Below are 12,395 nucleotides of genomic sequence, written 5' to 3'. Positions count from 1 at the left end.
AAGGGCGCGCTGGCCCCGGGGGGTTTCGTAAACCATGATGAAACGTTTCAGGGCGCTTGTCGCCGGCACCACCGTGCTCACCTGCCTCGGCATACTGCTCGCCGGCTGCGGCGACGACTCCGAGTCCGGCCCGGCCACCCTCCGGTACTCCTGGTGGGGCAATGCCGAACGGGCCGACCTGATGAAACAGGCGATCGCGCTCTTCGAGTCGAAGCACCCGGACGTCACGGTCACGCCGAGCTTCCAGGAGTACGAGGCGTACTGGCAGAAGATGGCGACCGAGACGGCCGGCGGCAACGCCCCGGACGTCCTCCAGATGGACTTCTCCTACCTGCGCGAGTACGCCGACCGGGGTGTCCTCTACGACCTGAAGAAACAGACCGGGGAGAACCTGGTCCTCGACGACCTGCTTCCCGGCTTCCAGGGCGCGGGCGAGGTCGACGGCGCGCTGTACGGCGTACCGGTCGGCGGAAACACCTGGAGCATGTACTACAACCCGGCGATCTTCGCCAAGGCCGGCGTACCGACCCCGGCCGCCGGCTGGTCCTGGCAGGACTACCGGAACAGCATGGCCAGGATCACCGAGGCGACCGACAGCTACGGCGGCGGCAACTACACCGGCATCATCTACAACCTGGAGGTACGGCTGCGCCAGCAGGGCGGGCAGCTCTTCACCCCGGACGGCAGGCTCGGCTTCACCAGGGAGCAGCTGCACGCCTTCTGGGCGGAGGGCCAGGAGCTGATCAGGGCCGACGTGGTGCTGCCGGTCGACAAGGCGGTGCAGATCAAGCCCCGGTCCGGCTTCGCCGACGACCTGATCGCCTCCGAACTCGGCTGGGACAACTTCCTTGTCCGGTACGCGGCAGAGGTCAAGACCCCGTTGAAGCTCGCCCCGGTGCCGACCGACAACCCGGGGCAGCTCGGCCAGTACCTCAAGCCCGCCATGCTGCTCAGCACGTCGAGCCGGACGGAGCATCCCGAGGAGGCGGCGAAACTCATCTCGTTCCTGATCAACGACCCGGAGGCGGGTCGGATCTTCGGCGCCAACCGGGGCCTGCCGGCAACCAACGCCCAGCGCGCCGCCGCGCAACTCGAGGGTCCGCTGGCCGAGGTCGCCGCCTACGAGCAGAGCATCGCCGACCAGTTGACCAAGGCTCCGCCGGCACCGCCGAAGGGCGCCGGCGGCGTGGAGGCGACCTTCATCCGGATCAGCGAGGAACTCCACTACGGCCGGATCTCCGTCGACCAGGCGGTGGACCAGTTCTTCGCCGACGCGGAACAGAAGCTCGGGTCCTGACCAACCCGCACCGGCAGCTACTCCGGAGGAGCAGCAGCAAGGCATGACGACCAGCCGGACAGCCGTACGCCGGAGCGGGCCGGCGGGCCCGGAGCCGCGCTCCCGCCCGACCGGCGCCGGGCCGGGCCGCCGCCCCCGGCGCTCCGGCGACGCACCCGCCGGCTATCTCTTCCTGTCGCCGTGGATCCTCGGCATGCTACTGCTGACCATCGGGCCGATGGCCGCCTCGCTCTACCTCTCGTTCACCGACTACAACCTCTTCACCGCGCCGGAGTGGGTGGGGCTGGAGAACTACCGGCAGATGTTCGACGACCCGCGCTGGCTCCAGTCGGTGCGGGTCACCGGCGGCTACGTGCTGATCGCCGTACCGGTCAAGCTGGCCGCCGCGCTCGCGGTGGCCCTGCTGCTGCACCAGCGCCGCCGTGGCCAGGGATTCTACCGGGCGGCCTTCTACGGGCCGTCGCTGATCGGTGCCAGCGTCAGCGTGGCGATCGTCTGGCGGGCGCTCTTCAGCGACGACGCGGTGGTGGACCGGTTGCTCCGCGCGGTCGGCGTCGAGGTCGGCGGCTGGCTGGGCAATCCCGACTTCTCGCTGCTGATGCTGGTGCTCCTCGCCGCCTGGCAGTTCGGCGCCCCGATGGTGATCTTCCTGGCCGGACTGAAACAGGTGCCGGCGGAGCTCTACGAGGCGGCCCAGGTGGACGGGGCCGGGGCGTGGCGCCGCTTCTGGTCCGTCACCATCCCGATGATCTCGCCGGTGCTCTTCTTCAACCTGCTCCTGGAGACCATCAACTCGTTCCAGATCTTCACCTCCGCGTACGTCATCGGCGGTCGCAACGGCTCCCCGGCCGGCTCCACGCTCTTCTACACCGTCTATCTCTACGACCGCGGCTTCACCGACTTCCAGATGGGGTACGCCTCGGCGCTGGCCTGGATGCTGCTGCTCGGTGTCGGGCTGGTGACCGCGTTCCTGTTCCGGACCACCCGGAGCTGGGTGCACTACGCCGGAGATCACCGATGACCACGACCGACGTACGCCGGACCGAAACGCCGGAGCGGACGGAGGCCGGACGAGCCGCAGCCCGCCGCCGGCGGCGGGGCCGCTGGGGCAGCCTGGCGTGGCACCTCGGCGCGCTGGCGGTCCTGGCCGTGCTGCTCTATCCGATCGGCTGGCTGGTCGCGGCCTCCTTCAAGCCGTCCGGGTCCATCCTCGGCAGCCTGCACCTGCTGCCGACCGAGCCGACCGTGGCGAACTACCGACGTGCGGCCGACGGGCTCGCCGGGATCAGCGTGCTGCGCTTCTTCTGGAACTCGGCCATCCTCGCCGGGCTCTCGGTGGCCGGCACGGTCGCCTCGTCCGCCCTGGCCGGCTACGCCTTCGCCCGGCTGCGCTTCCGGGGCCGGCGGATCATGTTCGTGCTGATGATCTCGACACTGCTGCTACCGTTCCACGTCCTGATCATCCCGCAGTACGCGGTCTTCCAGCGGCTCGGCCTGGTCGACACCTACCTGCCGCTGCTGGTCGGCAAGTTTCTCGCCGGGGAGGCGTTCTTCGTCTTCCTGATGGTGCAGTTCATGCGCACCCTGCCGGCCGAGCTGGACGAGTCGGCCCGGATCGACGGCGCGGGCCACTGGGCGACCTTCTGGCACATCGTCCTGCCGCTGTCCCGGCCCGCCCTCGTCACCACGGCCATCTTCACGTTCATCTGGACCTGGAACGACTTCTTCGGCCCGCTGATCTACGTCAGCAGCCCGCAGAAGTATCCGCTGCCGCTCGCGCTGCAGCTCTACATCGACCAGACCACCCTCTCCGACTACGGGGCGCTGATGGCGATGTCGATGCTGGCGCTGGTGCCGGTCATCCTCTTCTTCCTGTTCTTCCAGCGCTTCCTGGTGCAGGGCGTGGCCACCTCCGGACTCAAGGGCTGAGCCGGCGCCGGATCCGGCATGGCTGGGCGACGGAGCTGAGTAGGGGTACTCGGGCGCCGCCCGACGGGATGCGGCAGAGTCGGGTCCATGACCGCAGCGCAGTCGACCCGGACCCGGCAGACCCCCCTCTGGTTCGCCGGCCTCGCCGGCCTCACCGCGCTCGCCTACTGGGCGTTCCTCGGCTGGGACCAGCAGAAGGAGACCGATCCGGTGACGGGCGCGGAGACCGGCCCATACCAGGCATGGCAGGTCATCGGCCTCGGCGTGGTGCTGGCCCTGCTCGTCTTCGAGGCCGGCCGCCGGGGCCGACCGTGGCTCGCCGGCACCGTGGTGCCGGTGGTGCTCACCGCCGCCTTCTCGGTGGACGCCGCCACCTCTCCGAACAGCGACGGTCTCTGGGTGATCGGCGCCGTGCTGGTGTTGCTCGGCTCGGCCCTCGGCACCGGAGTGGTTGCCGGGCTCGGTGCCGCACTGGGCCGGCGTGACCGATGAGGTCGCCGGCCGGTGCGGCGCGGCCGACGAGGTAGCGACTGCTACCGGTCAGGCTAGCGCCGACCGGCCGGTTCGCCGTCGAGCAGCGGATCCGGCTCGACCCGCCGGATCATGTACGGCGCGGTCAGGGTATCCACGCCGGTCCCCCGGGCGCTGTTGGGCCGGTAGGTGACCGTCGCGGCGAGCGCCGAGGCGGCCTCGACCACGCCGGCCCGCCAGGTGCCGGACCGGTAGACCCAGACCGGGTCGGTGGGCCGGTAACTGGCGGTGGGGTCGATTTCGGCCGGGTCGCGTCGGTGCGGATCCACGTTCGGTACTGGCATCTCGTCACTGCCCTCCTGCGTCGGCACCGGGTGTCGTCTCGATCAGTTCACGGGGCACGGCCGGCGTTCCGGCGGCGTGGCCGGCCGCTCCGGCCGGGAGTCCGAACGGCCCCTCGCCCGGGACGTACCCCTCGGCCGGGCGGGTAAAGCCGACGGCCTCGACATCGGCCGGGCCGATGCCGGCCGCCCGCCGGGTCTTCACCCGGTACATCGCGGCGTCGGCCACGTTCAGCACCTCGGCCAACTGCACCCGGCCGTGCACCGGCGCCACCCCGATCGAGGCCGTGACCCTCAGGTCGCGCTCGGCGAGCTGGATCGGCGCGGAGAGCAGCTCGGCGAGCCGCCGGGCGGAGTGGTGCAGCCAACGTCCGTCACCGCGGTTGCCGGCGAGCAGGCCGGCGAACTCGTCGCCGCCGAGCCGGGCCACCAGGTTGTTCCCCGCGTACGCCGCCAGCCGCCACGCCACCGCGATCAGGACCTGGTCGCCGGCGGCGTGCCCGAACCGGTCGTTGACCTGCTTGAAATTGTCGAGGTCGAGGACGACCGCCAAAAGCGGCGGTCGACCGGGATCGGCGACCAGCGCGGCACCGATCTGGTAGAAGGCCCGCCGGTTGAGCAGTCCGGTCAGCGGGTCGTGGGTGGCCGCGTGCCGTTCCAGCTGCAACTCCTCGCGGAGCCGGACCACCTCCGCCTGGGCGGCCCGGGCCTGACCGTGCATCCGCCAGGCCGCGCCGAGACCCGCCACAGCGGCGGCGCCGGCCGCGAGGGTGAAGGGATCCACGGTCCGGTGTCCCTTCAGGAGACCCGGCTCGGGATCGGGTCGTGGGCCGGACCGACCCCCTGTCCGAAGGCCGGTAGCCGGGCGCCATCGGTGACTGTCCGTGATCCAAGTTCGCGCCTGCCAGCACGGGCCGGAACCAAGCCGTTGCGATCCGTTGGCGACCATCTGCCCAGGCAGACGGCCATGGCGGCGATCTTGGCTGCTCCCTGACGCTGCGGCTGCGACGGCAATGGTTCCTCGCTCCCCATCACGAAAAGTGAACAAACGGACACACCCTTACCGCGCTATCATGCTCGCTGTCAGGTGCAGGCGCAAGAGCGAATGCACGTGCAGATGGTCATGCAAAGACGACCTGCGCGGTGCCACGCACCGTCACGGCTGAGGACGCGTCCACGGGAGGAAGAACAACGCAGCCGGGCCTACGCGACACCCACCGCCCCCAGCCCACCGGGAACTCCAGAAAGACTGGCGATGATTCACACGTACAACGGCATGTCCACCGGTCAGCTGCCGGCCCTCGCCTGGCAGAAGAGCCGCCGCAGCAACCCCAGCGGTAACTGCGTGGAGGTTGCCGAACTGCCCGGCGGCGCGGGTGTCGCCGTCCGCAACTCCCGGGACCCCGAGGGTCCGGCACTGATCTACACCGTCGACGAGATCGCCGCCTTCATCCTCGGCGCTCAGGACGGAGACTTCGACCACCTCATCCGGTAAGCGAAGAACCTCCGGCATTCCTCGTCAGGACTCCTCCGACATCCACCGTCGGGGCTCCTCCGGTATTCGGACGCCGATACATCCCGCCCCGTCCTCCCGACCCGCTCTCACGATCCCGACTGGACGACGGTCGAGAAAATTAGCGCGTTGGGTCTACCCTCCTCACCGTCAAGGCATGGCATGCTTACCGACGGATTTGGCCCGGCCCCCTCGGTGGGCTGTGTCGAGCATGTGGAGGCAAGCACGTGACGAGGGCTCCATCCGGCCGTGGTTCGGTCCCGGACGGCGATGTCGCCGACGGTGGACCGGTCGTCGATGGTGGACCGGTCGTCGACGACGAGCCGGCGGCCGACGACGGGCCAGCCTTCTCGGGCGGAGCCGCCGACCCCCAGTTGGTGGGCGGCCCTACAGTGCTGCGCATCCTGCTCGGAAGCCAGTTGCGCAAGCTGCGTGAGGCCAAGGGCGTCAGCCGCGAAGACGCGGGGTGGGAGATCAGGTCGTCCGGGTCCAAAATCAGCCGGATGGAGCTGGGCCGGGTGGGATTCAAGGAACGTGATGTCGCAGATCTGTTGACGCTCTACCAGGTGACCGACGAGACGGAACGGGCCGCCCTGCTGGCCCTGGCCCGGCAGGCCAACAACCCCGGCTGGTGGCACCGCTACGGCGACGTGCTGCCCAACTGGTTCCAGTCCTATCTGGGGCTGGAGGCAGCGGCGGCGCTGATCCGCGCGTACGAGGTGCAGTACATTCCCGGCCTGCTGCAGACCCGGGACTACGCTCGGGCCGTCGTGCTGCTCGCCCACGACGGTGCGCCACCCGACGAGATCGAGCGCCGGGTGGAGCTCCGGATGGACCGCCAGAAGGTGCTGACCCGGCCCGGCGCACCTCAACTGTGGGCCGTGGTGGACGAGGCGGCCCTGCGCCGGCCGATCGGCGGTACCGACGTGATGTGCGGCCAGATCGAACACCTGATCGAGGCCGGCAAGCTGCCCAACGTCACGGTCCAGGTGATCCCGTTCCACGCCGGTGGGCACGCCGCCGCCGGTGGCGCGTTCAGCCTCCTCCGCTTCCCCGACCAGGAACTGCCGGACGTGGTCTACATGGAGCAGCTCACCAGCGCGCTCTATCTGGACAAGCGCGACGACGTGGACTACTACGCCGCGGCGATGGAGCGGCTCTGCGTCGAGGCCGTCTCGCCGACCGACACTCCGGCGTTCCTCCGGGCGATCCTGACCGAGCTCGGCTCCTGACCCGAGCCCGCCGCCCCGCACCGCGTCCGGCGCTCCGCCCACTCCTCCCCGGCACCGGCGCTCCGCCCACTCCCCCCACATCGAGTTCGGCGCTCCGTCCGGTCCCCCACATCGGTTTCGGCGCTCCGTCCGGTCCCCCACCGCAGGATGGGCCACACTACCGGTATGACCTCCCGCCGCCTCGCCGGCGCCGTGGCCCTGGTCACCGGGGCATCGTCCGGGATCGGTGCGGCCGCCGCCCGGCGACTGGCCGCCGCCGGTGCGCGAGTCTTCCTCAGCGGCCGCGACCAGGAAAGGCTCGCCGCGGTTGCCGCCGAGTCGGGCGGCACCGCGTACCCGTGCGACCTCACCGACCCGGACCGGACGGCGCAGCTGGCCAGTCACGTGCTGGAGCACGCCGGCCGGATCGACATCCTGGTCAACAACGCCGGCCAGGGCTGGGCCGGGCCGCTGACCGGGATGACCGACGCCCAGATCCAGGCGCTGGTGGCGGGGAACCTGACCGCCCCGATGCTCCTCGCCCGGGCCGTCCTGCCCGGGATGCTCGCCCGGGGCAGTGGCCGGCTCGGCTTCGTCGGCTCCATCGCCGGCCGGCTCGGCGTACGCGAAGAGGCGATCTACGCCGGCACCAAGGCCGGGCTCAGCGTCTTCGCCGACAGCCTGCGCAAGGAGACGACGGGCCGGGGCATCGTGGTCACCGAACTCGTTCCCGCGGTGGTGGACACCCCGTTCTTCGCCCGCCGGGGCCGGCCGTACCCGCGCCGCCATCCCCGGCCGGTGGCGGCGGACCGCGCCGCCGAGGCCCTGCTCACCGGCATGCTCACCGGGCGGCACGAGGTCTGCCTGCCGCGCTGGATGTATCTGCCGATCGCAGTCCGGGCGACCCTGCCGGCCACCTACCGCCGCCTCGCCGACCGCTTCGGCTGAAGTGCAAGGAGGGGGCCCTTCTACAACAGAAAACGATAAGCGGGGGCCCTTCCTTACACCCGGGTCAGTTGGCGCGGACCGCGCGGATCGACTCGCGCAGCGAGGACATGGTGGCGAGTACGGCGGTGGGCTCGTACCCGCAGTGCGCCATGCAGTTGGCGCAGCGGGCGTCCCGCCCACGCCCGTACGCGGACCAGTCGGTCGTCTCGATCAGCTCCCGGTAGGTCTTTGCGTAGCCGTCCCCCAGCAGGTAACAGGGGCGCTGCCAGCCGAAGAGTGAATACGACGGGATGGCCCACGCGGTGCAGGCAAAGTCGACCCGGCCCTCCAGGAAGTCCAGGAAGAGCGGCGAGTGGTTGAGTCGCCACTTCTTGCGCCGGCCATCCGCGAACGCCTTTCGGAACATCGTCCGGGTCTCCGCGACGCCGAGGAAGTGCTCCTGGTCCGGCGCCTTGTCGTAGGCGTACGCCGGGGAGAGCATCATCTGGTCGACGCCGAGGTCGTCGTTGAGGTAGTCCAGCACCTCGATCACCGTCTGCGGCGTGTCCGTGGAGAAGAAGGTCGTGTTGCTGGTGACCCGGAAGCCGCGCCGCTTCGCCTCCTTCACCGCCGCCACCGCCTCGTCGAAGACGCCCTCCTTGCAGACCGAGGCGTCGTGCCGCTCCCGCAGCCCGTCGATGTGCACGGCGAACGAGAGATAGCGGGACGGGGTGAACTTGTCCAGCTTCTTGCGCAGCAGCGCCGCGTTGGTGCAGAGGAAGACGTACTTGCGGCGCCGGACCAGCTCGTCGACGATTTTGTCGATCTCCGGGTGCATCAGCGGCTCGCCACCGGCGATCGAGACCATCGGCGCGCCGCACTCCTCGATCGCCCCGATGGCCTGCTCGACCGGCATCCGCCGCTTCAGCACGTCCGCCGGGTGCTGGATCTTGCCGCAGCCGGCGCAGGCCAGGTTGCAGGCGAAGAGCGGCTCCAACTCGACGAGCAGCGGAAAGTGGGTCCGCCGGCGCAGCTTCTGACCCATCAGATAGCGGCCGACCCGCAGGCTCTGGCGCAGTGGCATACCCATCCTCAGCACCCCCTTCCGGTCGGGTGGACGATCGGCGCGCGGCGGTTCCGCGCGACGCTTCGCGAACTGGTCCCCGTCATGGTGTTCGGATCTCCTTGGGAAGGGTGAAGTGCACGTCCTCGGTACGGGTGGTGTGCTCCCGCACCGCGTCTGCGCCGAGCCCGACCAGCGCCGCCACGGTCTGGTCCACCAGCCAGGGCGGCGCCGAGGCACCGGCCGTGACCCCGATCGTCCGCACCCCGGCGAGCCAGCGGAGGTCCACCTGGCCGATGTCGTCGACCAGGTGCGCCGGGGTTCCCCCGCGCTCGGTCACCTCCACCAGCCGGCGGGAGTTCGAGGAGTTGGCCGAGCCGAGCACCAGCACCGTGTCGGCGACGGCGGCCACCTCCCGCAACGCCGCCTGCCGGTTGGTGGTGGCGTAGCAGATGTCGTCGGAGGCCGGTCCGGTCAGCGCGGGGAACCGCCGCCGGAGCACGTCGAGGACGCCGGCCACCTCGTCCACGGCCAGCGTGGTCTGCACCAGGTAGGAGACCCGGTCCGGATCGGCGACCTCGATCCGTTCCGCGTCGTGCACGGACTCCACCAGGGCGATCCGGCCGGGCGCCTCGCCGAGGGTGCCCTCGGTCTCCTCGTGCCCGGCGTGCCCGATGAAGAATACGGTGTTGCCCCGACCGGCGAAGCGGCGGGCCTCGCTGTGCACCTTCGTCACCAGCGGGCAGGTCGCGTCGATCACCGGCAGCCCCCGGTCGGCGGCGGCGGCCCGGACCGCGGGCGACACACCGTGCGCGGAGAAGACGGTCGGTGCGCCGTCCGGGATCTCGGTCAACTCGTCCACGAAGACCGCACCCCGGCGTTGCAGGTCGGTGATGACATGCACGTTGTGCACGATCTGCTTGCGGACGTAGACCGGCGGGCCGTGCCGGTCCAGCGCCTGTTCCACCGCGCTGATCGCCCGTTCCACCCCGGCGCAGAACGACCGCGGCGCGGCCAGCGCCACCTGCCGGACGGTGGTCGTCGCCGCCCACTCGACCAGGGCCGGGCCGAGCCGGGGCAGCACCCGGAGGGCGGCGATCACCCGGCCCAGCGTCGCCGGGCGGTACAGCGGATGCGGCGGCACGTCGGCGACCACCCGCACGCAGGCGATCGGCCGGCCGGCGGCACCGGCGAGCAGCGCCGCCGACTCGGTGTCCACCGCGATCGCCCCGGTGGCGGCGAGCCGGGTCCGGTCGGCACCGTCGACGATCCGCCGGCTGGTGACCACCGGTCCGAGGTGGACGGTGAGGCCACGCCGGCGCAGCGCCGCCGCGATCATCGGGGCGGCCGGGCAGGGCACCGGGGCACCGCCGACGACGCCGGCCCGGCGTACCTCGGTGGCCACCACCACGTCGCCGGTGCGCAGGGTCGGCACCAGGCCGCCGGCGATCCCGGCCACCGCCAACGCGCGGGTGTCGCGGTAGCCGGCGGCGACCCGGGTGGCCCGGGCCGGCCCCCGACCGGTACGCCGCAGCGGCGCTCCGGCCGGCAGGCCACGCCGCAGCGCGTGCGCCTCCGCCCGCATCGGTGCGAAGAGCACCCAGGAGCCGCCGCTCAACTCGACTCACCCGGAGCGCCCACCCGCTCCACCGCACCATCGACCGACCCACCCGGCACGTCCACAGACCCCACCGCACCGTTGGCGGACCCGTTCGGAGGGTGCACGGAGCCCTCCCGGTCGCGCAGCAGGCGGCCGAGGGCACTGAGCGGGAAGACCAGCCGGTAGAGGTGGTAGTTGATGTAGAAGTCTCCGGGGAAGCCGGTACCGGTGTAGTGCGGCTCGTCCCAGCCGCCGTCGGGGCGCTGGGTGCGTACCAGCCAGTCGAGGCCGCGCCGGATCGACGCCGAGTCGTCGGAGCGGGCGGCGTGCAGGGCCAGCAGCGCCCACGCCGTCTGCGAGGCGGTGGACTCGCCCCTGCCCCGCCAGGCCGGATCGCGGTACGAGCGCATGTCCTCACCCCAGCCGCCGTCGGCGTTCTGCCTACGGTGCAGCCAGCAGACCGCCCGGACGATCGCCGGGTCGTCCGGGCGTACCCCGGCGGCGATCAGCGCCGGCACGGCCGCGCCGGTGCCGTAGACGTGGTTGGCGCCCCACCGGCCGAACCAGGAGCCGTCCGCCTCCTGGTGGCGCAGCAGCCACGCCACGCCCCGGCGCACCGGGATCGAGTTCGCCAGCCCTTCGGCGCAGAGCGCCTCCACGACGTGTGCGGTGACGTCGGCACTCGGCGGATCGATCACCTCGCCGAAGTCGCAGAAGGGCAGGTCCCGGGCGAGCGCCCGGGTGTTGTCGGCGTCGAAGGCCGCCCAACCGCCGTCGGCGGACTGCATCCCGACCAGCCAGCCGATGCCGCGCTCCATCGCCGGCCGCACCGCCGGACCGGCGCCGGTACGCCGCAGCGCGAGCAGCACCTCGGCGGTGTCGTCGGTGTCCGGGTAGCCGTCGTTGTCGAACTCGAAGGCCCAGCCGCCCGGCGCGAGCCTGGGCCGGCGCACCGACCAGTCGCCGGGGACCCGGATCTCCTCCTCCAGCAGCCAGCCGGCGGCCGTGGTCAGCGCCGGATGGTCGGCCGGCAGGCCGGCGTCGGCGAGCGCGACCATCGCCAGCGCGGTGTCCCAGACCGGTGACTGGCACGCCTCCAGCCGGCGCACCGGGCCCTCCGGCGTCTCCTCCCGGACGGTGAACCGCTCCAGCCCGGCCAGGCCGCTGCGCAGCACCGGATGCGAGAGCGGGTAGCCGAGCAGGTGCAGCGCGATCAGCGAGTAGACCCACGGCGGCTGGATGCCGCCCCAGGAGCCGTCGGACTCCTGCCGGGCGACGATCCACTCCGCCGCCCGGCGCAGCGCGTTGCGGCGGACCGGGCCGACCGGGCGACGCTCGTAGCCGCGCAGCACCGCGTCGAGCCGGTGCATCCAGCGCCCCTTGCCGGAGGGCGCCGCGGCCGTCCCCGCCGGCTCGGCCACCAACCCGGTGCGCAGCTCGCCGAGGGAGAAGCCGAGCGGGCGTACCGGCCGCAGCGACCGGACGACCGACAGCGGCACGATGGTCTGCCGGGCCCAGCAGGCGAAGTCGTAGACGTTGAGCGGGAACCACGAGGGCAGCAGCACCACCTCGGGCGGGATCGCCGGCAGCCGGTGCCACGGCCACTCGCCGAAGAGCGCCAGCCAGAGCCGGGTGAAGACCCGGCTCCGCTCGATGCCGCCCTGGGCGAGGACGAACTCCCGGGCCCGGCACATGTGCTCGGCCTCCGGCGGGTCGCCGGCCAGCCGGAGCGCCGCGTACGCCTCGATGGTGGTGGAGAGGTCGCCCGGACCGCCGTGGAAGGTCGCCCAGGCGCCGTCGGCGCGCTGCTTCGACCGGATCCACCGCGCCGTCGGCTCGGTCTCCACCTCGGTACGGATGCCCAGGAACTCCCGCAGCAGCAGGTCCTCGGCCTCCATGGTGACGTTGGTCTCCAGCTCGCCCTGCCACCAGCCACCCGGCTGCTGCCGGGAGAGCAGCAGGTCCCGCGCCCGCCCCAGCGCCACCTCAGGCGAAAGGAAGGGCCCCCGCTTATCGTTTTCTGTTGTAGAAGGGCCCCGCCCT

11 protein-coding genes and 1 pseudogene are annotated in these 12,395 nt (G+C 71.7%); 7 read left to right on the top strand and 5 right to left on the bottom strand.

All coding sequences use genetic code 11. The annotated features are described in order from the left end of the window. Positions 1 to 34 precede the first annotated feature (34 nt). From ACN28C_RS20990 to ACN28C_RS20975, 4 genes are all read left to right on the top strand, one after another. The gene (locus ACN28C_RS20990; protein WP_422769242.1) at positions 35 to 1,297 is read left to right on the top strand and encodes an ABC transporter substrate-binding protein; all 1,263 of its coding nucleotides are present in this window, start codon (positions 35 to 37) and stop codon (positions 1,295 to 1,297) included. A 43-nt stretch (positions 1,298 to 1,340) separates the two neighbouring features. Beyond that, the gene (locus ACN28C_RS20985; protein WP_422769241.1) at positions 1,341 to 2,318 is read left to right on the top strand and encodes a carbohydrate ABC transporter permease; all 978 of its coding nucleotides are present in this window, start codon (positions 1,341 to 1,343) and stop codon (positions 2,316 to 2,318) included. Next, positions 2,315 to 3,226, top strand: coding sequence for a carbohydrate ABC transporter permease (locus ACN28C_RS20980; protein ID WP_422769240.1), 912 nt, complete (start codon positions 2,315 to 2,317; stop codon positions 3,224 to 3,226). Before ACN28C_RS20985 ends, ACN28C_RS20980 begins: the two co-directional genes overlap by 4 nt. 87 nt (positions 3,227 to 3,313) lie before the next feature. Continuing rightward, positions 3,314 to 3,718, top strand: a complete 405-nt coding sequence (locus tag ACN28C_RS20975) for a hypothetical protein (RefSeq protein WP_422769239.1) — start codon at positions 3,314 to 3,316, stop codon at positions 3,716 to 3,718. A 53-nt stretch (positions 3,719 to 3,771) separates the two neighbouring features. Here ACN28C_RS20975 and ACN28C_RS20970 read toward each other — a convergent pair whose 3' ends face one another. Next, positions 3,772 to 4,041 carry a hypothetical protein gene (locus ACN28C_RS20970; RefSeq protein WP_421493170.1) on the bottom strand — a complete coding sequence of 90 codons (270 nt, stop codon included), beginning with the start codon at positions 4,039 to 4,041 and terminating at the stop codon, positions 3,772 to 3,774. A 193-nt stretch (positions 4,042 to 4,234) separates the two neighbouring features. Next, positions 4,235 to 4,822, bottom strand: a pseudogene (locus ACN28C_RS20965) (GGDEF domain-containing protein); the annotation flags it as partial. A 471-nt stretch (positions 4,823 to 5,293) separates the two neighbouring features. Between ACN28C_RS20965 and ACN28C_RS20960 the strand changes: the two are divergent. The 3 genes from ACN28C_RS20960 to ACN28C_RS20950 all read left to right on the top strand — a co-directional run bounded on the left by ACN28C_RS20960 (position 5,294) and on the right by ACN28C_RS20950 (position 7,710). Further along, a complete protein-coding gene (locus ACN28C_RS20960) occupies positions 5,294 to 5,533 on the top strand; it encodes a DUF397 domain-containing protein (RefSeq protein WP_421493171.1) in 240 nt (79 codons plus the stop codon). A gap of 395 nt (positions 5,534 to 5,928) precedes the next feature. Next, positions 5,929 to 6,783 (top strand): helix-turn-helix domain-containing protein, encoded by an 855-nt coding sequence (locus ACN28C_RS20955; protein ID WP_421497321.1) that lies wholly within the window; start codon positions 5,929 to 5,931, stop codon positions 6,781 to 6,783. A 165-nt stretch (positions 6,784 to 6,948) separates the two neighbouring features. Continuing rightward, complete coding sequence (locus tag ACN28C_RS20950; protein WP_422769238.1) at positions 6,949 to 7,710, top strand: SDR family NAD(P)-dependent oxidoreductase; 762 nt, start codon at positions 6,949 to 6,951, stop codon at positions 7,708 to 7,710. A 64-nt stretch (positions 7,711 to 7,774) separates the two neighbouring features. Here ACN28C_RS20950 and hpnH read toward each other — a convergent pair whose 3' ends face one another. From hpnH to shc, 3 genes are all read right to left on the bottom strand, one after another. Continuing rightward, positions 7,775 to 8,779, bottom strand: a complete 1,005-nt coding sequence (gene hpnH / locus ACN28C_RS20945; protein WP_422769237.1) for an adenosyl-hopene transferase HpnH — start codon at positions 8,777 to 8,779, stop codon at positions 7,775 to 7,777. A 76-nt stretch (positions 8,780 to 8,855) separates the two neighbouring features. Continuing rightward, positions 8,856 to 10,370, bottom strand: a complete 1,515-nt coding sequence (gene ispH, locus ACN28C_RS20940; RefSeq protein WP_422769236.1) for a 4-hydroxy-3-methylbut-2-enyl diphosphate reductase — start codon at positions 10,368 to 10,370, stop codon at positions 8,856 to 8,858. Next, positions 10,367 to 12,337: a squalene--hopene cyclase gene (shc, locus tag ACN28C_RS20935; protein WP_422769235.1), complete on the bottom strand. Its 1,971-nt coding sequence runs from the start codon at positions 12,335 to 12,337 to the stop codon at positions 10,367 to 10,369. The genes ispH and shc overlap by 4 nt, the downstream gene beginning before the upstream one ends. Positions 12,338 to 12,395 lie beyond the last annotated feature (58 nt).

This window comes from Plantactinospora sp. WMMC1484 (assembly GCF_049315195.1).
Classification (GTDB): domain Bacteria; phylum Actinomycetota; class Actinomycetes; order Mycobacteriales; family Micromonosporaceae; genus Plantactinospora.
This window is presented reverse-complemented; position numbering and strand designations above follow the sequence as displayed.

Coding starts and splice junctions, on each gene's coding strand:
- ACN28C_RS20990 (WP_422769242.1), top strand. CDS start 35: ATGATGAAACGTTTCAGGGCGCTTGTCGCCGGCACCACCGTGCTCACC.
- ACN28C_RS20985 (WP_422769241.1), top strand. CDS start 1,341: ATGACGACCAGCCGGACAGCCGTACGCCGGAGCGGGCCGGCGGGCCCG.
- ACN28C_RS20980 (WP_422769240.1), top strand. CDS start 2,315: ATGACCACGACCGACGTACGCCGGACCGAAACGCCGGAGCGGACGGAG.
- ACN28C_RS20975 (WP_422769239.1), top strand. CDS start 3,314: ATGACCGCAGCGCAGTCGACCCGGACCCGGCAGACCCCCCTCTGGTTC.
- ACN28C_RS20970 (WP_421493170.1), bottom strand. CDS start 4,041: ATGCCAGTACCGAACGTGGATCCGCACCGACGCGACCCGGCCGAAATC.
- ACN28C_RS20960 (WP_421493171.1), top strand. CDS start 5,294: ATGATTCACACGTACAACGGCATGTCCACCGGTCAGCTGCCGGCCCTC.
- ACN28C_RS20950 (WP_422769238.1), top strand. CDS start 6,949: ATGACCTCCCGCCGCCTCGCCGGCGCCGTGGCCCTGGTCACCGGGGCA.
- hpnH (WP_422769237.1), bottom strand. CDS start 8,779: ATGGGTATGCCACTGCGCCAGAGCCTGCGGGTCGGCCGCTATCTGATG.